The following is a 25728-nucleotide window of genomic DNA, read 5'->3' as shown; positions in this document are numbered from 1 at the left end:
GGCGCCGCGCCCGCCGGCGGGCGGGGCGGGCGGCGGGCGCGGGGGCGGGCGGCCTCAGCCCCAGAACGCGTCACTCGCGCCGATGTCCTCGACACACTCGTCGAGGTCGGTGATCTTGTCCCCGACGATCCGGAAGACGATGCAGCCGGTGTCGTCCAGGCTCCTGCCCTGACGCTCCGCGGTGACCCGGCACATGCCGACCGCGTGCCCGCGCCCGTCGACCGCGATGCCGAGCATCTCCAGGCGCATCGACCCCGCGGTCTCCTCGCCGATCCTGCGGTACATCTCGATGATCGCGTCCTGGCCCTTGAAGTCGCCCGAGAGGGGGTGGCTGCCGGGCACGTGATGCGTGGCGTCCTTCGCGATCAGACCCCGCAGGGTGTCCATGTCCCCGCGGCTGAACGCCTCGAAGCCCTTGCGGACCAGTGCTGCGTGCGGATGCTCAGCCATGACGACCGCCACCTCTCCGTCATTCGGCGATGTGCGGCTGATACGGCTCATTGTCCTCCGGTACGCCGCTACGCGCGCCCGCGCACCGCCGGCACGCCTACGCGACGCCGCTCTACGCGCGCCCGCGTGAACGGGCCGCCCGCGCGATCGTGACGACCGCCCTCTCCAGCGCGTACCCGGGGTCGTCGCCCCCGCCCTTCACCCCGGCGTCGGCCTCCGCGACCGCCCGCAGCGCGAGCGCGACCGCGTCCGGCGTCCAGCCCCGCATCTGCTGGCGCACCCGGTCGATCTTCCAGGGCGGCATACCCAGCTCACGCGCCAGGTCGGCGGGCCGGCCGCCGCGGGCCGAGGACAGCTTGCCGATGGCCCGTACGCCCTGGGCGAGCGCGCTGGTGATCAGGACGGGCGCCACCCCGGTGGCCAGCGACCACCGCAGCGCCTCCAGCGCCTCGGCGGCGCGGCCCTCGACGGCCCGGTCGGCGACGGTGAAGCTCGACGCCTCGGCACGGCCGGTGTAGTAGCGGCCCACCACGGCCTCGTCGATCGTCCCCTCGACGTCGGCGGTCAGCTGGCTCACCGCGGACGCGAGCTCCCGCAGGTCACTGCCGATGGCGTCGACCAGCGCCTGGCATGCCTCGGGGGTCGCCGAGCGGCCCGTGGTGCGGAACTCGGCGCGCACGAACGCCAGCCGGTCGGCGGGTTTCGTCATCTTCGGGCACGCCACCTCGCGCGCCCCCGCCTTGCGCGCGGTGTCGAGCAGCTTCTTGCCCTTGACCCCGCCGGCGTGCACCAGCACCAGCGTGATCTCCTCGGCGGGCGCCGACAGGTACGCCGTCACGTCCTTGACGGTGTCCGCCGACAGATCCTGCGCGTTGCGCACGACCACGACCTTGCGCTCGGCGAACAGCGACGGGCTGGTCAGCTCGGCGAGCGTGCCGGGCTGCAACTGGTCCGAGGCCAGGTCCCGCACATCGGTGTCGGCGTCGGCCGCGCGCGCGGCGTCCACCACCTCCCGCACGGCACGGTCGAGCAGCAACTCCTCCTGCCCCACGGCGAGGGTCACGGGGTTGAGGGGATCGTCGTCAGCAGTCTTCCTGGCCATCGCGTACAGCATGGCACGGGGGACTGACAGTGGGGTGGGGACGGGGTCGAGGGGTGGTGCTGGGCGGTGGCGGTGGCGGGGCTGGGAGGGCGTGGGGTCTGGGGCTGGGGCTGGGGTCGGGTGGGAGGTCGGGGCCGTGACTTGGAGACCGTGGGGCTGGGACGGCGTGGGGTCTCGGGCTGGGGCGGGTGGGAGGTCGGGGCCGTGACTTGGAGACCGTGGGGCTGGGACGGCGTGGGGTCGCGGCTGGGGGCTGGGGTCGGGGGAGGTCGGCGGCCGTGCCATGGCACGGGGGCCGTGGCTCGGGTCAGGGTTCCTCGCGCCAGCCGTCCCACTCCGCGGCGAACCCGTCCAGCGCGTCCGGGTCCAGCCGTCGCTCCTCGTCGCGCAGCACCACCAGCCACTGCGCGTCCTCGGCGTCGTCCTCCCCGGCCAGGGCGTCCCGTACAAGGCGCGGTTCCTCGGTGACCCCGAACCGCTCCCCGAGCGCCTCCGCGACCTCCTCCGCGGTGTCACGGTCGGGCAGCACCAGCACATGTCTCACATCGCTCACGGGGCAATTCTCGGCCACCGGGCGAGCGGACCGTCGCGCGCGGTCGCGGTCGCGGGCGCCGGGCGCTCGGCCCCGAGGCGCCGGAGACGGGCATCGGTCCGAACGGCGTCCATGCCCTCAGTCTCCCGCCACCGTCAGCCGCTCGCCCGAACCCGCGACGGCCAGCGCTCCGTCCCGGTCGGTCCGCAGCACCGTCGCGCCCTGCTCCCGCAGCGCGGCGACCGTCCTGGGGGCCGGGTGACCGTACGGGTTGTCCGCACCGCTGGAGATCAGCGCCAGCCGCGGGGAGACACTGCGCAGCAGCGCGGGATCCTGGTACGCCGACCCGTGATGTGCCACCTTGACCACATCCACGCCCCTCAGCAGCGGGGCCGCCGGGGATCTCGACAGAGCCCGCTGGGCCGGGGGTTCGAGATCGCCGAGCAGCAGGAACCGCAGCCCCGCCGAACGGACGAGCAGGGTGAGGCTGGCGTCGTTCGGACCCTCCGGGGACGTCGCGGGGGCGGCCGGCGGCCACAGCACCTGCCAGCTCAGCGGGCCGGCGCGCCGCTCCTCCCCGGCTGCGGCCGGGACCACGGGAACCCGCCGCGCCGCCGCCTGCCTTCGGACGAAGGCCACTTGGTCCGCGGGTTCCTCGTAGGCCGTCGTCCCGATGGCGCCGACGCTCCGGCCCCGCAGCACTCCGGGCAGGCCCGCCACGTGGTCGGCGTGGAAGTGGGTGAGTACGACCAGCGGGACCCTGGTGATCCCGAGGGTGCGCAGGCAGCGGTCGACGAGCACCGGATCGGGTCCGGTGTCCACGACCACGCCCGTGCCCTCTCCCGCCGCGAGCACCGCCGCGTCGCCCTGCCCCACATCGCACAGCGCGAGTCGCCAGCCGGGCGGCGGCCACCCGGTGACCACTCTGGTCACCGGCTGCGGCTGCACCACCAGCATCAGAAGCACCGCCCCGGCGGCCGCGCACCACCAGGGGTGCCGCAGCAGCCGCCGGCCGACGAGCAGGACGACGACCGTGGCGAGGGCCAGCAGCGCGGCCCCGGTCCAGTCGCCGGGCCAGTCCACTCCCGACCCGGGCAGCGCGGCGCCGGTCCGGGCGACGTCCGCGATCCATCCGGCCGGCCAACTCGCCACCCAGGCCAGCGCCTTCGCCGCCGGCATCGCGAACGGAGCCGTCGCGAGCGCCGCGAAGCCCAGCACCGTCGCCGGTGCGATCGCGAATTCGGCGAGCAGGTTGCACGGCACCGCGACCAGGCTCACCCGCGCAGACAGCACGGCGACGACGGGCGCGCACAGCGCCTGCGCGGCGGCGGCGGCCGCCAGTGCCTCGGCGAGCCGCGGCGGCATCCCGCGCCGGCACAGCGCCGCGCTCCAGCGGGGCGCGACGGTCAGCAGTGCCCCGGTGGCGAGCACGGAGAGCAGGAAGCCGTAACTGCGGGCCAGCCAGGGGTCGTAGAGCACGAGCAGCAGTACGGCCGTCGCCAGCGCCGGGATCAGTGATCTGCGGCGGCCCGTCGCGAGGGCAAGCAGCGCGACGGCTCCGCAGGCGGCGGCCCGCAGCACGCTGGGATCGGGGCGGCAGACGACGACGAACGCGAGGGTGAGCGCACCGCCGCACAGCGCCGTCGTCCGCAGCGACAGGCCGAGACGGGGTGCCAGGCCCCGGCGCTCCGCGAGCCGGGCCAGGCCGGGCGGGCCGATCAGCAGGGCGAGGATGATCGTCAGGTTGCTGCCGGACACGGCGAGGGTGTGCGTGAGGTCGGTCTCCTTGAACGCCTCGTTCAGCTCCGGAGTGATCCGCGAGGTGTCCCCCACGACCAGCCCCGGCAGCAGCGCCCGCGCGTCCGCCGGCAGCCCGTCGGTGGCGTCCCGCAGTCCGGCCCGCAGCCGCCCCGCCAGCCGCTGGGCCGCCGTCGGCTCCCCCACGACGTCCGGCGCCGCCGACCCGCGCACGCGGAGCACGGCCGCGACCCGGTCCCCGCCCGTCGACGCGGGCGCGAAGCGGGCGGTCACCCGCAGCCGCGTCGAGGGCAGCAGCCCCAGCCAGGGTACGGGGCGGGAGGTGGTCGGCCGGGCGTCCCCGCCCCCGCGGCTGCCGGTGCCGTCGCCGTCGCCGGAGGAGCCCCGGTCGCCGTCGACGAGCAGCATGACGGGCGTCTTGGTCACCACCGCCGTCCCGTCCCGTTTCTCGACGCGCCGTACGTCCGCTTCGAGGAACACGGCCGAGGGCGCCATCCGGTTCCCCCGCACCCGGGGGAAGGTGAGGCGGGGGTCGGAGGTGACCTCCACCTCGGCGGTCGCGGTCGCGAACTCCCGGGCCAGGCCCGGCACCGGACCGCGCCGCAGGTCCGCGCCGTGCAGCCCGGCCGAGGCGGCCGCCGCCGCGACGCAGAGCAGCACGGCGGCGGCCGGGACACGGGCCCAGGCTTCCCGCGCCGAGCGTGCGCGGCGCCCGGCCGGGCGAGCCCACCGCGCCCCCGCCAACGGCACGAACACCGCGAGCAGGCAGAAGCCCACCACCCCGACCGTCCACCCGGGCGGGGCCGTCAGCATCAGCGCCGCCGTACCCCACGCGGCGAGCGCCGGCGGGACGAGCCGCAGATCCGCCGGGCCTTCCTGCCGCGGATGGGCGGCACCGAGCGGGCTGTCGGCAGCGGCGTGCACGGCGGCCCGGGACGGGGCGGCACGGGGCGGGACGGCACGGCCGGTCACCGGCTGGCCCGCGCCCTCCTCGCGGCCCCGGCCGTCCCCCGCACCCCCGCGGTCCGCCACGGCGTCCCGCCCGCCCCGCCCGCCCCGCCTGTGCTGCCCGTACCGCCCGTCCCGCGTCACGGCCGGACCAGGTCGCGCAGATCGGCGAAGCGGCGCTCTCCGATGCCCTTGACCTCGCGCAGCTCGCCCACCGAGCGGAAACCGCCGTTCCTGGTGCGGTAGTCGACGATGTGCTGCGCCAGTACCGGCCCGACGCCCGGCAGGGTGTCGAGCTGCTCGACGGTGGCCGTGCTGAGGGTGACCGGTGCCGCGGGAGCGGCCCCGGCGGGCCCCGCGCCCGCGGCCGGCGCGGGTCCCGGCGCAGCTGCGGGCGCGCCGACGATCACCTGCTCGCCGTCCACCAGGAACCGGGCCAGGTTGAGGCCGTCGGTCTTCGTCCCGGGGCGCACTCCACCGGCGGCGCGCAGGGCGTCCGCGACGCGGGAGCCGACGGGCAGCCGGTGGACGCCGGGCTCGCGCACCTTGCCGCCCACGTCCACCACGATCTCGGCGGCAGCGGTACGGGCGGCGCCCGGCACACCGTCCGTCGAGACCCCGGTCACCCCGGCGCCCGTACCGGTCGCGGCGCCCCGTCCCCCGGCGCTGGAGGACGCCGCCGCCCGCACCACCTCGGGTGCCCGCACCGTCTGCGGTCGCCCGGCCCAGAAGTGCTGCACGGCGAACGCCGCGGCGAGAACGAGCACGGCGGTGAGCGCGACCACGCTGCGCCGCTCCAGCCCGCAGCGCGCCTGCAACCACAGCGGCATCCGCTCCCGCAACGCCGATCCCACCCGCGCCCGCCGACTCGACGCCGCCCCCTGCCCTGCCGGGAGGCCCCCACCGCCGCACAGGTCAGCGCCCGGACCGCCGCCGGGGTCGCCGCCCGGACCGTCATCAGGACCGTCCGAATCGTCGAAGACACCGTCACCGCACTCGCCGAAGGGACCGCGCCGGGCTCCGCTCGACTCCCCATCGCGACCGGCCCCGCGCGATCCCGCCGAGCCACCGTCCACCCGACGCGGCTCCACCGAGCCACCATCCGCTCGACGCGATCCCGCCGAGCCACCATCCGCTCGACGCGATCCCGCCGAGCCGCCATCCGAACGACACGCCCTCGCCGAGCCGCCGTCCGCCCCACCCGACTCCGCCCGACCACCACCGTCCACCCTGCGCAAGTCCGCCTGGGCGCCGTCCACCCGGCGCAGCCCTGCCAAGCCCACATCCCGGCCCCCACCCGACTCCGCCGCCTCCTCCTCCGACTCCCCCGCCTCCTCCTCCGAACCCGCCGCCGGCTGCTCCGAACCCTCCTCCGGCTCCCCCGCCCCGTCCCCCGGTCCCGGCGCCTCCCACTCTCCGGCCGCGGCCCCCGGACCCACCATCCCCACCCCCGCAACCCGCTCCTCCTCGAACCGGGCAGCAAAGATCACCTCCGCTCGACGCCTCAGTTCCTCCGCCGGTGCGGGACGCCAGTCCGTACGACCCAGCCCCCGGGCGATCCGCCGGCGGCGGGTCCGGCCGTCCGAACCGGGCCCGCGACCGGGCCCGCTGGTAGGCGCCGGACCCCGGGCACGGGCGTCGGCATGGGCGTCGGCGAGGGAAAAGGAAAGCGAACGAGCACGAGGAAGAGGACGAGTACGGGAAGGAGTGCAGGGACGACTGGGTGAACGCGTCGCTGAACGCGAGGATCGAAGTGCCATGCGCCGAGGATGGGGCACTCCGGCACCACCGCGATGATCTTGGTCGATTTCCGTGGATCACCGTGCGATTGTGGATAACTCCGCCACTCGCACGAGTGGACAATCCGCTCGCCTCGGAGGCGATCGGCCCGGACGGACTCCGGGCGGCCTGTCACCGGGGCGAGACCACGACCCCCAGCAGCCCGGGGCCGGTGTGTGCCCCGATCACCGCCCCGACCTCGCTGACATGCAGCTCGGCCAGCCCCGGAACGCGCACCCGCAGCCGGTCCGCCAGCGCCGAGGCGCGGTCGGGAGCGGCGAGGTGATGGACCGCGATGTCGACCTGCGCGTCGCCCGCGCGGTCGGCCGCGATCTCCTCCAGACGGGCGATCGCCTTGGACGCCGTCCGTACCTTCTCCAGCGGGCCGATCCGCCCGTCCTCCAGTTGGAGCAGCGGTTTCACCGCGAGCGCGGAGCCCAGCAGGGCCTGCGCTGCGCCGATGCGGCCCCCGCGGCGCAGATAGTCGAGGGTGTCGACATAGAAGTAGGCGGCGGTGCCGCCGGCCCGCTTCTCGGCGGCGGTGACGGCCTCGTCCGCCGTGCCGCCGCTCTCCGCCGCCTCGGCCGCGGAGAGTGCGCAGAACCCGAGCGCCATGGCGATCATCCCGGTGTCGACGACCCGGACCGGCACGGGCGCCTCGCGTGCCGCGAGCACGGCGGCGTCATAGGTACCGGAGAGTTCGGCGGACAGATGGAGGGAGACGATGCCGGTGGCGCCCGACGCGGCGACCCTGCGGTAGTGCTCGGCGAACACCTCGGGGCTGGGGCGCGAGGTCGTGACGGGGCGTCGCTTCTGCAATGCCTGAGCGAGGGAACGGGTGGAGATCTCGGTGCCCTCGTCCAGCGCCCGGCCTCCGAGGACCACGGTCAGGGGTACCGCCGTGATGCCGTGGCGCTCCATCGTCCGTGGCGGCAGGTAGGCCGTTGAATCGGTGACGATCGCGACATGGCGGGACATGAGCTGGAGGTTACCTGGCGTAGCGTCCGGGCGGCAGCCCGACCCCGCTCGGCGGCGCCGCAGCGCGCGGGAGCGGGGTCGGGACCATCCTCAAGTCGTGCTCTCCGGGCGGGGTTTCTTCTGCCAGGAGTAGGTGGGCCGCGGCGCGGGCGGCTCGATGGCGGCCTGGGTGGGTTCCTCGGCGCGACGGGTCTTCGGGCCGTCGGACCAGGTCTGCTCGGCGGTCCCGGCGGACTCGGGGGTCGGTGCCTCCGGCCAGGGAGGCGGCGGCGCGGCGGCGTCCGAGACCTTGGAGTCGGAGCCGTCGGTGCCGGTCGGGGTCGTGGACTGCGCGGTCTGCCAGTGCCGCAGCGCGCTCGTCTCCATGTCGATCTGGGCGCCGAGCGAGTCGAGATCGTCCTCGGCGAAGCGGCGGGCGCGGTCGCGGGCGGCCCAGCGCAGCGAGTCCGCCGCGTGCACGATGCGCTCCGTGCGTTCGCGCAGCTCGGCGAGGCGCTCGGCGAGGGTCGCGCGGTCCGGCTCGGACTCCAGCCGGCGCAGTTCCGCGTCGAGCTCGTGGCCGTGGGCGCTCAGGCGCTCGTAGAGGGCGAGGGACTCCCTGAGGGAGCCGTCCTCTGCGGCGTCCGCCTGCAGGGCCTCCTGCGTGGCCCGCAGGGAGGAACGCAGCTTGAGCCGCAGCTGGGCGAGTTCCCCGGCGGGGCCCTGCTGGGCCAGGGACTTGGCCCGCAGCGTGTGGTCCTCGACCGTGCGCCGGGCGTGGCTGATGGTGGTGTCGACCCGGCGCTTGGCGGCTCCCACCACCTTCACGGTGGCGTACGCGCCGAGCACCACCAGAAGCACGGAGAGCAGGGCCAGGACTGCGATCACTGCTTCCACGTACTCCTCCTCCGACCGGCCACGGCACGGGCCATGTCTCTCTCCACGGTAAACGCAGCGGGCAGGCCCGGAGTTCCTGAGGAACCCCGAACCTGCCCGTAGGGGATCACCCGGAGTCGCCCCGAGCCGCGCCGGGCCGCCCTGCCACGTCCACGGAGGGCTACGCGGGGACGATGTTGACCAGCTTCGGCGCCCGGACGATCACCTTGCGGATCCCGGCACCGGCCAGCGCGGCCAGCACCTTCTCGTCGGACAGGGCGGCCTTCTCCAGGTCCTCGTCGGAGATGTCGGGCGAGACCTCCAGGCGTGCCTTGACCTTGCCCTTGATCTGCACGACGCAGGTGACGGTCTCGTCGACGACGTAGGCGGGGTCGGCGACCGGGAAGTCGTGGTGCACGACGGAGTCCGTGTGCCCCAGCCTGCGCCACAGTTCCTCGGCGATGTGCGGGGCCAGCGGCGCGGCCATCAGCACCAGGGCCTCCGCCACCGGGCGCGCGACGGGGCCGCCCGTCTTGGTCAGGTGGTTGTTCAGCTCGGTGACCTTGGCGATGGCGGTGTTGAACCGCATGGCCTCCAGGTCGCCGCGCACGCCGTCGATCGCCTTGTGCAGGGCACGCAGCGTGGTCTCGTCGGCCGCGGTGTCGACCACGGTCACGGCGCCGGTCGCCTCGTCGACGACGTTGCGCCACAGCCGCTGCAGCAGCCGGAACTGACCGACCACCGCGCGCGTGTCCCACGGCCGGGACACGTCCAGCGGACCCATCGCCATCTCGTACAGGCGCAGGGTGTCGGCGCCGTACTCCGCGCAGATCTCGTCCGGAGTCACCGCGTTCTTCAGGGACTTGCCCATCTTGCCGAGCAGCCGGGAGACCTGCTCGCCCTGGTAGTGGTAGGCGCCGTCGCGCTCCTCCACCTCGGCGGCCGGGACCGCGATGCCGCGGCTGTCGCGGTAGACGTACGCCTGGATCATGCCCTGGTTGAACAGCTTGTGGAACGGCTCCGCGGAGGAGACGTGTCCCAGGTCGAACAGCACCTTGGACCAGAAGCGCGCGTACAGCAGGTGCAGCACGGCGTGCTCGGCACCGCCCACGTACAGGTCGACACCGCCGTGGGGCGCGCCCTCGCGCGGTCCCATCCAGTACCGCTCGATCTCCGGGTCGACCAGTCGCCCGCTGTTGTGCGGGTCCAGGTAGCGCAGTTCGTACCAGCAGGAACCGGCCCAGTTCGGCATGGTGTTGGTCTCACGCCGGTAGCGCTTGGGGCCGTCGCCCAGGTCCAGGGTGACGTCGACCCACTCCTCGTTGCGCGAGAGCGGTGTCTCGGGCCGGGTGTCGGCGTCGTCGGGGTCGAAGGTGCGCGGGCTGTAGTCCTCGACCTCGGGCAGCTCCAGCGGCAGCATCGACTCGGGCAGCGGGTGGGCGATGCCGTCCTCGTCGTAGACGATCGGGAAGGGCTCGCCCCAGTAGCGCTGCCGGCTGAACAGCCAGTCGCGCAGCCGGAAGTTGACGGTGCCCTCGCCGATGCCCCGGCGCTCCAGCCACTCGGTGATGCGCTCCTTGGCCTCGACGACGCCCAGACCGTCCAGGGAGACGCCCTCGCCGGAGGAGTTGATGATCTTCGCGTCGTACGACGAGAAGGCGTTCTCCCAGGTCGAGGTGTCGGTGCCCCGGCCGTCCGTCGGCTCCACGATGCAGTGGACCGGCAGCTCGAAGGCGCGCGCGAACTCGAAGTCGCGCTGGTCGCCCGCCGGGACGGCCATGATCGCGCCGGTGCCGTAGCCCATCAGGACGTAGTCGGCGATGAAGACGGGGACCTGCTCGCCGTTGACCGGGTTCGTGGCGTACGCGCCGATGAAGACGCCGGTCTTGTCCTTGGCCTCTGCCTGGCGTTCGACGTCGGACTTGGCGGCGGCCTGCGCGCGGTAGGCGGCGACGGCCTCGGCGGGGGTCGCGTGGCCGCCGGTCCACACCGCACGGGCGTCCTCGGGCCAGGCGTCCGGGGTGAGCTTCCCGACCAGCGGGTGCTCGGGCGCCAGCACCATGTAGGTCGCGCCGAACAGGGTGTCGGGGCGCGTGGTGAAGACGGTGATGTGCTCGCCGCCGACGGGGAAGTCGACGCGGGCGCCCTCGCTGCGGCCGATCCAGTTGCGCTGCTGCAGCTTGATGGCCTCGGGCCAGTCCAGCTCGTCCAGGTCGTTCAGCAGCCGGTCGGCGTAGGCGGTGATGCGCATGTTCCACTGGCGCAGTTCGGCCTTGAAGACGGGGAAGTTGCCGCGCTCGGAGCGGCCGTCGGCGGTGACCTCCTCGTTGGCCAGCACGGTTCCCAGGCCGGGGCACCAGTTGACCGGGGCGTCGGAGGCGTAGGCCAGGCGGTGGCCGCCCAGGACGTCGGCACGCTCGGCGGCGTCCAGCTCGCTCCACGCGCGCGTGTGCCCGGGTACGGCACGTTCACCGGACTCGAACCGGGCGACCAGGTCGGCGATGGGGCGTGCCCGGTCCGCCTCGTCGTCGTACCAGGAGTTGAAGATCTGGAGGAAGATCCACTGGGTCCACTTGTAGTAGTCCGGGTCGATCGTGGCGAACGAGCGGCGCTTGTCGTGGCCCAGGCCCAGCCGGCGCAGCTGGGCCTTCATGTTCTCGATGTTGGCCTCGGTGGAGACACGCGGGTGCGTGCCGGTCTGCACCGCGTACTGCTCGGCGGGCAGGCCGAAGGCGTCGAAGCCCAGGGTGTGCAGGACGTTGTGGCCGGTCATGCGCTGGAAGCGGGCGAAGACGTCGGTGGCGATGTAGCCCAGCGGGTGTCCGACGTGCAGACCCGCACCGGAGGGGTACGGGAACATGTCCATGATGAACTTCTCGGGCCTGGCCACCAGGGCGGGGTCGCCCGCCAGGTCACCCTTGGGGTTCGGCGCCTCGTACGTGCCCTCGGCGTCCCAGAAGTCCTGCCAGCGTGCCTCGATCTCGGCCGCCACGTCGGCCGTGTAGCGGTGCGGCGCGGCCGCCTCGGCGGCAGCGGGGTTCGTCTCGCTCATGATCCTCAAAGCTCCATCGATCGTCTCTGCCAGCGGCTGCGATTCCCAAGAAATGAAAAATCCCCTCGCACAGGAGGGGACGCCGCGCCGATTCCGGCCTTCCGGTTCGCCCGGTGGCCGGGAGTGGTCAGCGCGGCTCGCTAAGCAGGAGGCGTACGGCACGCATGGCGTCAGGGTACCGCAGCGCCGGAGCCGGTCGCGACGGGCTTCCGGTCGGGCGCGGGCGTGAACATCGGGGCCCCCCGCTGCGTACCTGTGAGTTGTGAAGGCCGGGAGAAGCTGAACAAAGTTCAATTGTTACCTGGCGTAACAGACGCTAAGGGGCAGCGGAAGTCCCTCTCGGCCCGTGCACGACAACCCAATGACGCAAACGCCGTACCCCCCGGTATGGAGCCACTTAGAGTGCGGCACCGGGACCGCCTTCCCGAACCGCTCGGAGTTGCCCCCAATGAATGCTCGTCGTAGTAACAGTTCGCTCCCCCGGCCGGGCCGGTCGGCCTACGGGGTGGCGACCGCTGCTGTGCTGCTGCTCATACCCCTGGTCGTGCTGCTCGGCGGCAGCCAGCTCCAGGAGTTCCTCAACTTCGGCGCCGGCGTCCTCTCGCTCGTCTGCCTCACCTGCTCGGTCATCTGGGGCCTGGTCGCCCAGGACCGGATGATCCTCAACACCCGCCAGCGGATCATCGCCCAGGCCGTCCACCGCGTCACCGCCGTCGGCTCGATCGCGTTCCTCCTGGTGCACATCGGCGTCAAACTCGCCCTGGACCACGCCAGCCCGATCTCCGTGCTGATCCCCTTCAGCCTCCTGTTCACGGAGGGCAACGAGATCCAGGGCACCGCCTTCCTCATCGGCCTCGGCTCCCTGGCCGCGCTGCTCATGATCTTCGTCGGCATCACGGGCGCCCTGCGCAACCAGTTCGCCTCCCCCGCGCCGGTCGCCGCCCGCTGGCGCGCGATGCACATGCTCGCCTACCCCGCCTGGTGCGCCGCCCTGATCCACGGCCTGTTCACCGGCCGCCCGGCGAAGCCCTTCTTCGTGATCGTCTACGAGCTCTGCGTCGTCGCCGTCGCCGCGGCCCTCGCCCTGCGCGCCGCCCCGCGCCCCGTCAAGCGCAAGGTCGCCGACCGGATCGCCCAGGTCATCGGCAGGGAGCCGGGCGCCCGCGAGGACCTGGAGGAGAGCCGCGCGCGGGCGGGCTCCGCACTGCCGGGGTACGAGAACACGCGCGGGGACCGCAACGCGCGCGGGGACCGCAACGCGCGCGGGGGACGCTCCCGCGACGAACGCCCCGCGCGCGAGGGACGTCCGGGCCCGCTGCCCGGCATGCCCGCGCAGCCGCCCTCCGCCGCCGAGACCACGGGCGGCTTCGCCGCCGCCTACCGCGCCGTCTCGCCCCACCGGGGACGGCAGCCCTACGGGGCGGACCAGAGCGCCCGGCGCGAGACGCCCTTCGACCTCCAGCCCACCGAGGCGATGCCGCGGATCGACGGCCCCGGCAGCGGCACCGGCAACTGGCCGATCCCCTCCCCGCCCCCGGTCGGCGAGGCGCCCCCCTCGTCCTACGACCCGCTCAACGACACCGGCTACAACATCCCCGTGTACGACAACCCGGGCTCCGCGGGCTACGGCGCGAACGCGTCGGGCTACGGATCGAGTGAGGTGTACGACACGTCCGAGACGAACGCCGTCTTCGGCACGTACAACCAGAACGACACGTACAACAACAGCGGTCCCGCCTCTGAAACACCGCCCGGCCCGTCCTACGACTTCGACGCGCCGGGTCCGGGCGAACCTTGGAACACGCCTTCCGGAGGCTTTAAGTGAACGAGGCCCTGCCCGACGTACCCGAAGTCCGCGTGGTCGGCCTTCCCCAGCTCACGTCGGGCTTCGACCTTGTCGAAAGACTGGATCTGCCCATGCACCTCAAGGTGCACGGGCCACTGGAACCCATGGGCGGCGAACAGCTCGCCAAACTCGCCGAGAACATCAACCTCAGGGGCCGCGGCGGCGCGGGCTTCCCCTTCCACAGGAAGCTGCGCTCGGTCGCCGAGTCGGCGATCAAACGCGGCGTCCGGCCGGTCGTCGTGGTCAACGGCAGCGAGGACGAGCCCGCCTGCCGCAAGGACACGGTGATGATCAACCGTGCCCCGCACCTCATCCTGGACGGCGCGCTGCTGTGCGCCGAGGCCCTGGGCGCCCGCACGCTCGTGGTGGCGGTCACCAGGGAGTCCACCCAGCGCTCCATGGAGGCCGCCCTCGCCGAGCGCGGGCTGAGCAACAGCCGCCGCTCGGCGCTGCGCGCGTTCGTGCAGCGCAACCCGGTGCGCATGGTCACCGGCGCCGCCGCCTCCGTGGTCCGCTCCATCGACGGCGGCCCCGCGATCCCGGCCGGACGCAAGGTCAGCGCCTCGCAGAACGGCGTGGGCGGCGCGCCCACCCTGCTGTCGAACGCCGAGACCTTCGCCCAGCTCGCCATCGCCGCCCGCATCGGCCCGGAGCGCTACGGCAACACCGGCCTGTACGACGAGCCGGGCACCGTCATGCTCACGGTCTCCGGTGCGGTGGCCCGCCCGATGGTCATCGAGGTCCCCACGGGCGTACCGCTGCGCTACGTGCTGCAGCTCGCCGGCGCCCCGCCGGTGCCGCAGGGCGTGCTGACCGGCGGCTACCACGGCAAGTGGATCGACGCGGCGACGGTCAACGAGGCGGTCGTCTCGCGCAACTCCCTGGACGCGGTGGGCGGTTCGCTGGGCGCGGGCGCGATCCTGCCGATCAGTCAGGAGACCTGCCCGCTGGGCGAGTCGCTGCGGGTGGCGCAGTGGCTGGCCGAGGAGAGCGCGGGCCAGTGCGGCCCCTGCTACCTCGGTCTGCCGGCCGCGGCACGGGGCCTGGAGGACATCCTCAACGGCGGTGGCCCCGCCGCCCTGGAGGCCCTCAAGCAGGTCGCGAAGAACGTGAAGCGGCGCGGCGCGTGCTCGCACCCGGACGGCTCCGCGATGTTCCTGGAGTCGACCATCAAGGCGTTCACCGACGACCTGGCGGCGCATGTCCTCGGCACCGGCTGCGGACGGCCCGTGGAAGGCGTACTGCCGCTCTTCGAGGGCGGCAGGGGCCCCTCGGGCCTCCCCGGCGGCGAGTCCGAGGAGAACGGCCCCAGTCGGCAGAAGATCTTCGTCGACTGGACGCTCTGCCGGGGCCACGGCCTGTGCGCGGACATCCTCCCGGAGGTCTTCCAGCTGGGCGCCGACGGCTTCCCGACCGTCGCCCAGGCGATGGTGCCGCGCTACGCGGAGGCCAAGGCCCTGCGCGCGGTGCGCCGTTGCCCGGCGCTCGCGCTGCGCATCGAGGAGGACACCCGCGCCCAGGCTCCCGCCCGCAACCTGCCGGTCCTCTCCCAGGGCCGTGAGGGCCGCGGCAGACGCGCCCTCGGCCGCTGAGCGGCGGGGGCCGGAAAGCGAAAAAGATCCCGCCGGACCGATACGGTCCGGCGGGATCTCGCTGTGGAGCTAAGGAGAATTGAACTCCTGACCTCCTGCATGCCATGCAGGCGCTCTACCAACTGAGCTATAGCCCCTGGCGATCACGCGGCTGAGCCGCATATCGACCGTGTCGCCCGGTCTCCCCGGCGGCGACGCCAACATTACCGGTCGATGGCGCGCACCACCAAATCGTTTCCCGCACGCCCCGACAAGTCGGTCAATGTCCGCATTCAACAGGTGGAACCGGACCGGCTGACCGCACCGGGACGGCCCCCGGTCGGAGGTGTCCGGCAGCAGCCCGGGGTCGGGCCCGTCACGCCGTGACGAAGGAATAGAAGCGCTTGAGAGTGCAGTGTTCTTCGAGGAGACGGCCGTAGATCGGTTCGCCCTCGAGTTCCCGATAGGTCTCGATCGGGTCGCCTTTTATGATCAGCGCCCGCGCGCATTCCTCGCACCAGTACTGGTACTCGGAGTTCACCGGTTCCATGTCGCGGACGATCGGCGTTCCGCTGCCGCACCAGTCGCACTTCCGCCTGTGTGCACCCATCGATCAGCTCCAGCTGTGGCCGCAGGCCGTGCACACGTAGGAGATCCCGCCGTTGTCGCCGAGCAGCTGGGCGACATGGACGGAACCGCAGGAAGGGCAGTTGAGGCGGGTGATCGTATCCCGTGTCGACACTGCCTCGAAGAGGTGACCGACCTCTTCGAGGATGCTCGCAGGCATCGCCACTCCCTCCCGTCGGGCCGCGCCCCCTTCCGGCCTTTTGATTCTGCCACGGCCGGACCGATACGGTCAGCGACGCCTGAGTACCAGTCCGGACTCGGCGGTCCGCTGCGCCGTCCGGACCCGCCCACGCGTCCCCGAGCTCCTCATGAAGAGGTATACGCCTCCGGGGCGCAAGTCATTCAAGCCGAACCCGAACCACCCGTGCGACCCTGTGCCGGACGCATGGTGCGCCCGGTCGACGGGACCATGGCCCGGCTGTCGTCCGTGCCGAAGGCTCGCCCGCACACGGACACGAGGCGCGGCCCGGAGCACACGGATACGACACCTGGCCGTAGGGCCCGGCGGCCCGCTGGTGCGGGCGGTCGGGAGCGTCCCTGCCTCGTGGGGCCGGTGTCCTGCGGCGGGGAGCGGGCGGCACCTCCGCCGTGCGCACACCCCGTGTCGAGTCCCGTGCCGGCCGGACAGTCGGGCACCGCTTCGTCAGGTGAGGGTGAGACCACCGTCGACGGGGACGATCGCCCCGGTCATGTACGAACCGCCCGGCTCGGCCAGCGTCGTGATCCACCACGCCACCTCCTCCGGCGTGGCCACCCGCCCGACCGGGATGCGCTGCGAGATCTGCTCCAGGAAGCCCTGATACTGGTCGTCGGACATGCCGACGCGCTGTCCGATACCCGTGTCGGTGACGCCCGGCGCCACCGACACCACCCGGATACCGCGCGGCGCCAGCTCGACCGCCCAACTGCGCGTGAACTGGTTCAGGCCCGCCTTCGCCGCCATGTAGACCGCGTTGTCCCGGAAGCCCTGGGTGGTCAGTGAGGCGGCCGTGCTGACGTTGACGATGGTGCCGCCCGTCTCCTCCAGCGCGTCCAGCGCCGCCTGGGCGACGAAAGCGGGTGCCACCAGGTCCGTGGCGAGCTGCCGCTCCACGGCCGCCCGGTCGAGCTTCGCCAGCGGTGCGAAGGAGCCGGTCGCCGCGTTGTTGACCAGGACATCGAGCCGGCCGAAGGTGCGGAGTGCAGCCTCCACCAGCCGCTCGCCGGCGCCGGGGGCGGTCACGTCCGCCACGAACGACCGGATGTTCTCGTGCCTGGCGACGCTCTCCTCCAGCGTGGCCGCCGTACGGCCCACCACGAGGACCCGGTCGCCCCGCTCCGCGAACCCGAGGGCCGTAGCGCGGCCGATCCCCGTCCCGCCACCCGTGATGATCACTGCCCGTGTCGTCATGGCGGCGACGCTACGGACCCGCGCTCGCAACGGGGTCGATCCTCAGCCGTGTGGCCGGTCGTCGCGGGTGATGACGCGCTCCGCCACGAGGAGCGCGTCGCCCCGGCGCACCAGCCGGTCCCGCATCACGCAGAACGGCTCGATCCGCGGCACTCCACGGCGCGGGGTCACGAGGATCTCGACGTACGACAGCGCGTCGGCCCCGTCGGCGGCCGGCCGGAGCGTCGTCATCGTCACCCAGTGCCGGTGGACCTCCCCGGCCTCCGCCCGGCCCGCCACCGCCGCGCGGCCGCCGGACTCGATGTCGTCCCGGCCGCGGACCGGTTCCGTCATGGACGGGGTGGTGAAGGAGGCGTCCTCCGTGAAGGTGCGAGCCCAGGCCACGGCGTCTCCGTCGTCCAGCAGTTGCATGTGCTGGGCGTAGAACCGTTCCACCGCGACGGCGTCGACGGCCGTGGCGGTGCCCTCGTCGTGCGTGCGGGGGGTGATGGTCATGGCGCCTCCCGGTACAGAAGTACTCGTCGGAAGGCAGAGTCTGGGCGGCCGTCGTCGAGCCCGGCTCGACTCCGGGCTCCCGGCCCGCCGTGTCGAGCGGTCCTCCAATGCCTCTTGAGCGGTGGCCGCGAGGCTGGGCGCCGTCGCTGAGGAGGTGACCGTGCGCATCATCGACCTGTCCTCGCCGGTGGACGCCGGCTCGTTCGAACCGGACCCCGTGGTCCACGAGGTGATGAGCCCCCGTGAGGGCGCGCTGCACATGCGCGACGAGATGCGGGCCCACTTCGGTGTGGAGTTCGACCCGGACGATCTGCCGGACGGCGAGTTCCTCTCGCTGGACCGACTCAGTCTCACCACCCACACCGGCACCCACGTCGACGCGCCGTCGCACTACGGCTCCCGGACCACGTACGGCACCGGCGTGCCCCGGCACATCGACGCGATGCCACTGGACTGGTTCCTCGGCCCCGGGATCGTCCTCGACGTGCGGGGCCGCGAGGCCGGCGTCGTCGACACGGCCGACCTGCGCAAGGAACTCGACCGGATCGGGCACGTCCTCGCCCCGCGCGACATCGTGCTGCTGCACACCGGTGCGGACGCCTGGGCGGGGACACAGCGGTACTTCACCGACTTCGTGGGCCTCGACGCGGGTGCGATCGGCTTCCTGCTCGACGCGGGCGTGAAGGTGGTCGGCACCGACGCCTTCAGCCTGGACGCACCGTTCGGCACCATCATCGACACCTACCGGCGCACCGGCGACAAGGCCGTGCTGTGGCCCGCCCACGTCGCCGGCCGCCATCGGGAGTACTGCCAGGTCGAGCGGCTCTCCGGGCTCGACCGGCTGCCCGCCCCGACCGGCTTCGACATCAGCTGTTTCCCGGTGAAGGTGGCCGGCGCGGGCGCGGGCTGGACCCGTGCCGTCGCCCTGGTCGACGGCACCCCCTGATCCCGCACCCTCCGCACCCACGCCCCCTGGCGTGCCGACCGGCGCCCGCGCCGCAGCCGACCCGAGGAGAATCGCATGTACAGCACGGACCTCGCCGAGGTGTACGAGGCGGTGTACCGGAGCCGCGGCAAGGACTGGGCAGCGGAGGCTGAGGCCGTCGCGGACCTGGCCCGCGGCCACGCCCCGGACGCCGACTCGCTGCTCGACGTGGCCTGCGGCACCGCCGCCCACCTGGGCCCCTTCAGCAAGCTCTTCACGACCGCGGAGGGGCTGGAGATCGCCGCCCCGATGCGGGAGCTCGCACTGCGCCGCAGACCCGGACTGACCATCCACGAGGGCGACATGCGCGACTTCCGCCTGGGACGGACGTACTCCGTCGTCACCTGCATGTTCTGCGCGATCGGCTATCTCGGCACCGTCGAGGAGATGCGTGCGGCGATCGCGTCGATGGGCCGCCACCTCGAACCGGGCGGCGTGCTCGTCGTCGAACCCTGGTGGTTTCCCGAGCAGTTCTCGGAGGGCTTCGTCGCAGCTGACCTGGCCCGGGAGGGGAACCGGACCGTGGCGCGGATCTCCCACTCCACGCTCTGGGGACGGGCGACCAGGATGGAGGTGCGGTTCCTCGTCGGCGAACCCGGCGGGATCCGTACCTTCACCGAGATCGACGTCCTGACCCTCTTCACGCGGGAGGAGTACGAGTCGGCCTTCCGCGACGCCGGCTGCTCCGTCGAGTACCGGCCGGGCGATCCGACCGGCCGCGGCCTGTTCGTCGGCGTCAAGGAGGGCGGGCGATGACCACCTACGTCTGGGACTACCTGGAGGAGTACGCGGAGGAGCGCGAGGAGATCCTCGACGCCGTCGACGCCGTCTTTCAGTCCGGGCGGCTCGTCCTCGGCGCCTCCGTCGCCGGCTTCGAGCAGGAGTTCGCGGCGCACCACGGCACGGAGCACTGCGTGGGCGTGGACAACGGCACCAACGCCATCGTCCTCGGCCTCCAGGCCCTCGGCGTGGCGCCGGGTGACGAGGTCGTCACCGTCGCCAACACGGCGGCGCCGACCGTGCTCGCCATCGACGCGGTCGGGGCCACCCCCGTCTTCGTGGACGTGCGCGAGGAGGACTACCTCATGCGCACCGACCAGCTCGCCGGCGTGATCACCGAGAGGACCTCCGCGATCGTCCCGGTGCATCTCTACGGTCAGTGCGTCGACATGGACCCGGTCACCGAACTCGCCGCCCTGCACGGGCTCAAGGTGCTGGAGGACTGTGCCCAGGCCCACGGCGCGCGGCATCACGGCCGGCTCGCCGGGACCATGGGCGACGCCGCCGCCTTCTCCTTCTACCCGACGAAGGTGCTGGGCGCCTACGGCGACGGCGGCGCCGTCCTGACCCGAGACGCGGACGTGGCGGCGGCCCTGCGCCGACTGCGCTACTACGGCATGGAGGAGCGGTACTACGTTGTTCGAACCCCAGGACACAACAGCCGGCTCGACGAGGTCCAGGCGGAGGTCCTCCGCCGCAAGCTCCGGCGGCTCGGTGCCTACATCGAGGGACGGCGTGCCGTGGCGCGCCGCTACGCCGAGGGGCTGGCCGGCACCGGCCTGGTCCTGCCCTCGAACGCGGTGGGAAACGATCACGTCCACTATGTCCACGTGGTCCGCCACCCCGAGCGCGACCGGATCATCGAGCGGCTCAAGGACTACGACATCGAACTGAACATCAGCTACCCGTGGCCCGTGCACCGCATGACCGGCTTCGCTCACCTCGGCTACGCGGAGGGCAGCCTGCCGGTGACCGAGCGGCTGGCGAAGGAGATCTTCTCGCTCCCGATGTACCCGTCGCTTCCGCCGCACACCCAGGAGAAGGTCATCGAGGCGGTGCGCGAGGTCGTCGCCGGTCTCTGAATCGGCGTCCCGGCCGGTCTGCCCGGCCCGATGTGCGTGTGTCCCGGCGGGTTCTCGGCCCGCCGGGACACACGCACATCGGGCCGCCGGACTCAGCCAGCGTGGTAGAGGCTGTGCAGACAGGCGATGAGGCTCCGGGCCTGCACGTTGACGTAGTGGCTGTGCCGCAGCAGGTCCGACAGCTGGTGCAGCGTCATCCAGCGGTGGGCCGGGGACGTGGTGTCCAGCCCGTCGGGTGCCTCGACTACCAAATACCGGTTGAGTGCCCGGTGGAACCGGCCGCCCTCCTCCGACAGGACCGTGTCGTATCGCACCGCTGCGGGGGCCGCGCCGAGCACCACGTCGAGGAACGGCGGCAGGGAGCCCTCCGGAAGGCCCGTGTAGCTCTCCGGTACGCACTGCACGGTCGGCCCCAGTTCCACCTCGTCCGTGAAACCGGGCTCCACGCGCGCGCCGACCAGGACATGCAGCACGCCCTCGACCCGTCGGGCCAGGAAGGCGATCACGCCCTGTCCCACCGGCTCGATCATGGGCTGGCTCCACTGCCGCACCTCGCGGCCTCCGGCCTCCACACGGACCCCGATGACCTCGAAGAAGGCGCCGCCCTCATGGCGGATCCTGTCCTTCTCACGGGTCCAGCCGGTGAGGTCGTCCAGCGGTATCCGGCGGGTCGCCAGGTCCTCTCCGGTACGCCGGTGGGTGATCCAGCCGAGGATCTCCTCCATGGTGTGGAGACTGCCCGCGGCGGGGTCGCCGGAGCGCCGGAGCGCCCGCCTGAAGGGATCCGGATCGTCGTCCGACTCCGGCGCGGGGCCGGTGAACGGCAGGCAGGACAGCACGGTCCGGCTGTCCATGTTGACAGTGTCCTCACGCCCCAGCAGCTCGTGGATCTGGCCGACCGTCAGCCAGCGGTAGCCCTCCCCCGCCTCGATCGGCTCCGGCAGCTCGACCACCATGTTGCGGTTGCGTTTGCGGTAGAACCAGGAGCCCTGCTCCGACTGGCGCACGTCGGCCAGCACACCCGGCCGCCGGTGCGCGTCGAGGAAGTGCTCCAGGTACGGAACCGCCCGCCCCTGGTGCACCCGCGTGTAGTTGCTGCGGGTGGCCTGCACGGTGGGGGAGATCTGCAGTCCGTTGGCGTTGCCGGGTTCGACCTTCGCCTGCACGAGGGCGTGCAGCACCCCGCCGATGCGGCTGACCAGCAGGCCGAGGACGCCGATCTCGGGCTGGAGGATGATCGGCTGCGTCCACCGGGGCACCGCCGCGTCCGGGTGCTCCACCGCCAGTCCGTGCACGGTGAAGAAGCGGCCGGTGTGGTGTCCGAGGTCACCGGTGGCCGGGTCGGAGACCCAGCCGTCCAGCTCGTCGAGACCCACCCGTTCGACCCGGGTGTAGGCCCGCCGGGCGTGCTCGGCGAACCAGTCGGGGAAGTCCGCCAGGTCGCCGAGCGGCCCTGCGCCGCGCAGCCGGGCCGAGGCGTCGATCCGCCGTGCGGCGTCCGTACGCGACGCCGCCGCGCCGGCGCGCGGGGCGGTGAGCGGAGCGGGACGAGAAGCGGGCAGCGGGGCGTTCATCGGAGCCTCCTGGGGCTTGTCCGTCCGGTCTCTCGGAGCTTTTTTGTCCGGTTCATCCGGTCCCTCCGGGCGGCTTGACATCCCCGGCCGCCTCCCACATCGCCCGCAGCGACGCGTCGAGGGGGATCATCGGCCGCCAGCCGAGAAGGTCGGCGGCCAGGCCGATGTCGGCGCAGGTCCAGCTGCCTCCCTTGCTCGCGACCGCCGCGGGGCGCAGCCGTACGGTTGCGGGATCGACCCCCGACACCTTGACGAGGACGTCGACGAGGTCGGCCACCGGCACCGCTTCCCCGCGCCCGATGTTGACCACCCAGCTCGGGCCGGGCGCGGTCAGGGCTGCGACCGCCGCCCTCGCCAGGTCCCGCACGTCGAGGAAGTCGCGACGGGCCGCGGCCACGTCCAGGGTGAGTGCGGCGCCCGGGGCGAGGGCGCGCAGCCGCTGCACGACGAGACCGAGGAAGCTCGCGGTGGTGGTGTGCGGCCCGCAGACGTTGACGGCCCGCAGGACGAGCGCGTCGATCCGGCCGGCCCGTGACTCGGCGAGCAGATGTTCGGAGCCGGCCCGCTTGGTGGCGCCGTACGGTGTCAGCGATCCGGGGGCGCGGTGCTCGTTGATGAGGACGCCGTCCTCGACGGGTCCGTACTCGTGGATCGAACCCAGCTGGACGACGCGCAGCCGCCGACCGGTCGCGGCGCAGCCGGCGGCGAGCCGTTCCGGCAGGTCGACGTGGGCACTGCGCATCTTCTCGGCGGTGGTTCCCCAGCCGCCGGTGGCGTTGACGACCTCCGTGACGCCGTGCGCGTCGAGGAGCGCGGCGAGCCGGCCGGGCGCGACGGCCGCGACGTCGAGCGGAACGAAGGCGTGGGCGCGGGTGTGGGAGGCGGGGTGGCGGGCGACGGCGAGCACCCGCCTGCCCGCCGGGAGGAGCGCGGCGCAGACGGCTCGCCCGACGGATCCGGTTGCCCCGAGCACGGCGACCGTGCCGGTGGTCCCGCCTTTCGGGTCGGTGTCCATCGACGCGCTCAGCACGGGCCGCCGGAGCCGGAGGGCCACAGCTGCTCCTCCACCGCCCGCGAGGTGGCGTAGCCGGGAAGGACACCCTTGTCGCGCGCCTCGGCGAAGGAGAGGGCCGCCCGGTCGCGGTCCGACTGCACGACGTCGAAGCCGGACGGGAGGGTGATGTCCAGGTCCACGTCGAAGATGTCGAGGGCGAGTTCGTGCTCGGCGACGTAGGGGCTGGTGAGCATGTACGACATCACGGTGTCGTCCTCCAGCGCGGCGAAGGCGTGCCCGACGCCGACCGGGAAGTACGAGGCGCGGAAGTGGAGCTGGTCCATCTCGACCGCGTCCCACCGGCCGAAGGTGGGGGAGCCGACCCGCAGGTCGACCACGAAGTCGACGGCCCTGCCGCGCGCGCAGTACACGTACTTGGCGGTGCCGGGCGGGGTCACCGTGAAGTGAATGCCGCGGACGGTGCCACGGCGGGAGATACTGTGGTTGGTCTGGGCCACCGGGAAACCGGGCTGCCCCAGGGCCTCGGTGAACGCCTCCTGCTGGAAAGGGGAGACGAAGAGGCCGCGCCGGTCGGCGAATCGGCGGGGGGTGAACTCGTACGCCCCCTCGACCTGGAGACTTCGGACCTGCATCGTTCGGTTCACCATCCGGGGGTCGTCGGTCGCGTCGGGGGGTTCGGGGGTGCGGCCGGGCCGGTCACCGGCGGCGGTTCTCGAGGGCGAGCCGCTCCAGCGTGGGAACGACCTGCGCCGGCGCCGGGGCGGCGAGCGCCTCGCGCCGCAGTGTCATGGCGTTGCGCTTGAACTCCGGCTCCTCCAGCAGCCGCACGAGCAGCTCGCGCAGGCCCTTGGCGCTGAGCTTGCCCGGCACGTAGAGGCCGGTGCCGTGGGCGGCGAGGTGGCGTGACTTGTTGATGGTGTCCCAGACGCCGTCGACGACGATGAGTTGCGGGATGCCGTGAATCATCGCGGTGCCGAAGCTGCCGGACCCGCCGTGGTGGATCACCGCGTCACAGGTCGGCAGGAGCGCGTCGAGCGGCACGAAGTCGACGGCCCGGACGTTGTCGGGGACGGTCGCCAGGTCCTTGAGCTGGTTCTCGTCGAGGGTGGCGACGACCTCGACGTCGTCGAGCCCGGCGACCGCCTCCAACAGGTCTCCGATGGAGGCCCGGTCGCTGCCGAGCACCTCGCGGTGGGCGACGCCGAGGGTGAGGCAGACCCGGCGACCGCGCTTGGGCGGCTCCTGGAGCCACTGCGGCACCGTCGACTGGCCGTTGTAGGGCACGTACCGCACGGGCACGTAGTCCAGGTCGACGGGCAAGCGCATCGACTGGGGCATCGGGCAGACGGTGAAGTCTCCGGTGACCGCGCTCTCCTCGAAGGTGGCGCCGTGCCGCTCCAGGCTCCAGGTGAGCCACTCGCGGAGCGGGTCGTCGCGCAGTTCCGGCGGGCGGGAGGCAAGCTGCTCAAGGAAGGTCTGGCGCATGCTGCCCGCCAGGTCCATGCCGAAGAGGACCCGGCCGTGGGCGGCACCGGTCGCGAGGGCGGCGACGGCGCCCGCGAAGGTCATGGTGTCCCAGAGGACGAGGTCGGGCTTCCACGAGCGGCAGTGCCCGACCAGTTCGTCGACCATCCGGTCGGAACAGCAGTTCTGGAACACCACGGAGGTCATGGCGGTGAACACACCCAGCGTGTAGTCCCAGGTGAGGCGCTCCGGGCGGGTCTCGCTCATGTCGAGGCCGACCTGCGCCTGGCTCTCCAGCTGGTCGACGTCCTGCCCGATGTTCTCCTGCGTCTCCTGCATCTGCTCGTCGAGGTGGAGCTCCTCGCCGACGCCGACGGCGGTCAGCCCGGTCTTGGTGATCTCCTCGGCGAGATCGGGATGGCTCGCGATCCGGACGTCGTGGCCCGCGGCCCGCAGTGCCCAGGCCAGCGACACCTGCGCGTGCATGTGCGACTTGGCGGCGAAGGTGGTGAAGAGTACCCGCATCCTTACCCCTGTTCCGGCGAAGACCTGTCCGTGTCCAACGTCCGCACCACCCTCGGCCCGCTTCCTCGTACGGCGGTCGAGAGTCGTTGCAGCGGCGCTCGACGGGCGCGGGCCCTGCGCCCTCGCCCTCCCCTGGCACCTGGAGAACAGCAGGTCATGCACTACCGTTGAATGCGGTCGGCCATCTCCGGCCATGGGCGGAGCGCCGGTTCCGGTCCCGTGCCGGAATCACGTCGGACATGCAGCAGGGAGACCATGTCAGCCACACGATTGCTGGTCCTCGGGGTCGTACGGATGCACGGCACGGCACACGGCTACCTGGTACGTTCCGAGCTGCTCTCGTGGGGGGCGGACGAGTGGGCCCACATCAAGTTCGGCTCGATCTACCACGCGCTGCGTCAGCTCGCTAAGGAGGGCCTGCTGACGTTCACGGACATCCCCGACTGGCCTGGCCGGGTCGACTACGAGATCGCGCCCAGGGGCGAGGAGGAGTTTCTCCGGCTGCTCCGTGACGCGCTCCGGCAGGGCAACAACCGCCCGGACATGCTCGGGGCGGCGATCGTCCTGTTGCCCTCACTGCGCCGCGAGGAGGCGATCGGTCTGCTGAAGGAGCGGATCGCGTCGCTCTCCGCCGAGCAGGGCGGGGTGGCCGACCGGGTCGGCGAGACTGCGAGCGAACAACCGGACCGCGCCCATGTGCGGGAGCTGATCGGGCTCTGGGAGCACAGCGCCGCCAGCCAGGCCGCCTGGGCCCGGGGATTGATGGAGCGTCTGGAAGCGGGCGCGTACGTGATGTACGGAGAGAATCCGGCCTCCTGAGCCCGCGGAGGTGATCCCACCTGTGGAGTGATCGGACGCGGCATGATACTCAAGTTTGTGTATCCCATGGTGCCGGATCCAGGAGGACATCGCCGTGCCGA

At 72.7% G+C, this 25728-nt stretch carries 22 protein-coding genes and 1 tRNA gene; 6 read left to right on the top strand and 17 right to left on the bottom strand.

Features of this window, described 5'->3' with window-relative positions; genetic code table 11:
* Window positions 1-54 precede the first annotated feature (54 nt).
* From SZN_RS07315 to leuS, 8 genes are all read right to left on the bottom strand, one after another.
* Window positions 55-450, bottom strand: coding sequence for a nuclear transport factor 2 family protein (locus SZN_RS07315; protein ID WP_043729081.1), 396 nt, complete (start codon window positions 448-450; stop codon window positions 55-57).
* Between the two features lie 112 nt (window positions 451-562).
* Window positions 563-1552, bottom strand: coding sequence for a DNA polymerase III subunit delta (gene holA, locus SZN_RS07310; protein WP_208865772.1), 990 nt, complete (start codon window positions 1550-1552; stop codon window positions 563-565).
* 307 nt (window positions 1553-1859) lie between these two features.
* Window positions 1860-2105 carry a hypothetical protein gene (locus SZN_RS07305; protein ID WP_043729033.1) on the bottom strand — a complete coding sequence of 82 codons (246 nt, stop codon included), beginning with the start codon at window positions 2103-2105 and terminating at the stop codon, window positions 1860-1862.
* Between the two features lie 117 nt (window positions 2106-2222).
* The gene (locus SZN_RS07300) at window positions 2223-4874 is read right to left on the bottom strand and encodes a ComEC/Rec2 family competence protein (RefSeq protein WP_007492870.1); all 2652 of its coding nucleotides are present in this window, start codon (window positions 4872-4874) and stop codon (window positions 2223-2225) included.
* Between the two features lie 56 nt (window positions 4875-4930).
* Window positions 4931-5620: a ComEA family DNA-binding protein gene (locus SZN_RS43445; protein ID WP_007492868.1), complete on the bottom strand. Its 690-nt coding sequence runs from the start codon at window positions 5618-5620 to the stop codon at window positions 4931-4933.
* Window positions 5621-6701: 1081 nt separating this feature from the next.
* A complete protein-coding gene (locus tag SZN_RS07290) occupies window positions 6702-7547 on the bottom strand; it encodes a DegV family protein (RefSeq protein ID WP_007492866.1) in 846 nt (281 codons plus the stop codon).
* 90 nt (window positions 7548-7637) lie between these two features.
* A complete protein-coding gene (locus tag SZN_RS07285; protein ID WP_043729031.1) occupies window positions 7638-8423 on the bottom strand; it encodes a hypothetical protein in 786 nt (261 codons plus the stop codon).
* 160 nt (window positions 8424-8583) lie between these two features.
* Window positions 8584-11454: a leucine--tRNA ligase gene (gene leuS, locus SZN_RS07280; protein WP_007492862.1), complete on the bottom strand. Its 2871-nt coding sequence runs from the start codon at window positions 11452-11454 to the stop codon at window positions 8584-8586.
* Between the two features lie 448 nt (window positions 11455-11902).
* On the opposite strand from leuS, the gene SZN_RS07275 reads away from it, so the two are divergent.
* Both SZN_RS07275 and SZN_RS07270 read left to right on the top strand, forming a co-directional pair.
* Window positions 11903-13279, top strand: a complete 1377-nt coding sequence (locus tag SZN_RS07275) for a ferric reductase-like transmembrane domain-containing protein (RefSeq protein WP_208865771.1) — start codon at window positions 11903-11905, stop codon at window positions 13277-13279.
* Entirely contained in the window at window positions 13276-14892 is a 1617-nt protein-coding gene (locus tag SZN_RS07270) for an NADH-quinone oxidoreductase subunit NuoF family protein (protein WP_007492860.1), read from the top strand. Before SZN_RS07275 ends, SZN_RS07270 begins: the two co-directional genes overlap by 4 nt.
* A 64-nt stretch (window positions 14893-14956) precedes the next feature.
* Here the strand turns inward: SZN_RS07270 and SZN_RS07265 are convergent.
* The 5 genes from SZN_RS07265 to SZN_RS07250 all read right to left on the bottom strand — a co-directional run bounded on the left by SZN_RS07265 (window position 14957) and on the right by SZN_RS07250 (window position 17383).
* Window positions 14957-15029: transfer RNA gene (locus SZN_RS07265), tRNA-Ala, on the bottom strand.
* A gap of 218 nt (window positions 15030-15247) precedes the next feature.
* Window positions 15248-15481, bottom strand: coding sequence for a hypothetical protein (locus tag SZN_RS07260; protein WP_007492859.1), 234 nt, complete (start codon window positions 15479-15481; stop codon window positions 15248-15250).
* Between the two features lie 3 nt (window positions 15482-15484).
* The gene (locus SZN_RS40375; protein ID WP_007492857.1) at window positions 15485-15658 is read right to left on the bottom strand and encodes a hypothetical protein; all 174 of its coding nucleotides are present in this window, start codon (window positions 15656-15658) and stop codon (window positions 15485-15487) included.
* A gap of 483 nt (window positions 15659-16141) precedes the next feature.
* On the bottom strand, window positions 16142-16873 hold the full coding sequence (locus SZN_RS07255) for an SDR family NAD(P)-dependent oxidoreductase (RefSeq protein ID WP_007492855.1): 732 nt from the start codon (window positions 16871-16873) through the stop codon (window positions 16142-16144).
* A 57-nt stretch (window positions 16874-16930) separates the two neighbouring features.
* Window positions 16931-17383 (bottom strand): nuclear transport factor 2 family protein, encoded by a 453-nt coding sequence (locus SZN_RS07250; RefSeq protein WP_007492854.1) that lies wholly within the window; start codon window positions 17381-17383, stop codon window positions 16931-16933.
* 160 nt (window positions 17384-17543) lie between these two features.
* Between SZN_RS07250 and SZN_RS07245 the strand changes: the two genes are divergently transcribed.
* The 3 genes from SZN_RS07245 (at window position 17544) to SZN_RS07235 (ending at window position 20230) form a co-directional block, all read left to right on the top strand.
* Window positions 17544-18329 carry a cyclase family protein gene (locus tag SZN_RS07245; RefSeq protein WP_043729073.1) on the top strand — a complete coding sequence of 262 codons (786 nt, stop codon included), beginning with the start codon at window positions 17544-17546 and terminating at the stop codon, window positions 18327-18329.
* A gap of 75 nt (window positions 18330-18404) precedes the next feature.
* Window positions 18405-19124: a class I SAM-dependent methyltransferase gene (locus SZN_RS07240; RefSeq protein WP_007492849.1), complete on the top strand. Its 720-nt coding sequence runs from the start codon at window positions 18405-18407 to the stop codon at window positions 19122-19124.
* The gene (locus tag SZN_RS07235) at window positions 19121-20230 is read left to right on the top strand and encodes a DegT/DnrJ/EryC1/StrS family aminotransferase (RefSeq protein ID WP_007492847.1); all 1110 of its coding nucleotides are present in this window, start codon (window positions 19121-19123) and stop codon (window positions 20228-20230) included. The genes SZN_RS07240 and SZN_RS07235 overlap by 4 nt, the downstream gene beginning before the upstream one ends.
* Before the next feature lie 92 nt (window positions 20231-20322).
* Here SZN_RS07235 and SZN_RS07230 read toward each other — a convergent pair whose 3' ends face one another.
* The 4 genes from SZN_RS07230 to SZN_RS07215 all read right to left on the bottom strand — a co-directional run bounded on the left by SZN_RS07230 (window position 20323) and on the right by SZN_RS07215 (window position 24808).
* Complete coding sequence (locus SZN_RS07230; RefSeq protein WP_007492845.1) at window positions 20323-21804, bottom strand: NDP-hexose 2,3-dehydratase family protein; 1482 nt, start codon at window positions 21802-21804, stop codon at window positions 20323-20325.
* Window positions 21805-21856: 52 nt separating this feature from the next.
* Entirely contained in the window at window positions 21857-22858 is a 1002-nt protein-coding gene (locus SZN_RS07225; RefSeq protein ID WP_007492843.1) for an NAD-dependent epimerase/dehydratase family protein, read from the bottom strand.
* Entirely contained in the window at window positions 22828-23451 is a 624-nt protein-coding gene (locus SZN_RS07220; RefSeq protein ID WP_043729067.1) for a dTDP-4-dehydrorhamnose 3,5-epimerase family protein, read from the bottom strand. The genes SZN_RS07225 and SZN_RS07220 overlap by 31 nt, the downstream gene beginning before the upstream one ends.
* A 64-nt stretch (window positions 23452-23515) precedes the next feature.
* Complete coding sequence (locus tag SZN_RS07215; protein WP_007492840.1) at window positions 23516-24808, bottom strand: activator-dependent family glycosyltransferase; 1293 nt, start codon at window positions 24806-24808, stop codon at window positions 23516-23518.
* A gap of 255 nt (window positions 24809-25063) precedes the next feature.
* On the opposite strand from SZN_RS07215, the gene SZN_RS07210 reads away from it, so the two are divergent.
* Window positions 25064-25627 (top strand): PadR family transcriptional regulator, encoded by a 564-nt coding sequence (locus tag SZN_RS07210; protein WP_043729025.1) that lies wholly within the window; start codon window positions 25064-25066, stop codon window positions 25625-25627.
* Window positions 25628-25728 lie beyond the last annotated feature (101 nt).

This window comes from Streptomyces zinciresistens K42, from assembly GCF_000225525.1.
GTDB lineage: Bacteria > Actinomycetota > Actinomycetes > Streptomycetales > Streptomycetaceae > Streptomyces > Streptomyces zinciresistens.
The sequence above is the reverse complement of the archived record's forward strand: the minus strand, read 5'-3'. Positions and strand labels throughout refer to the sequence as shown.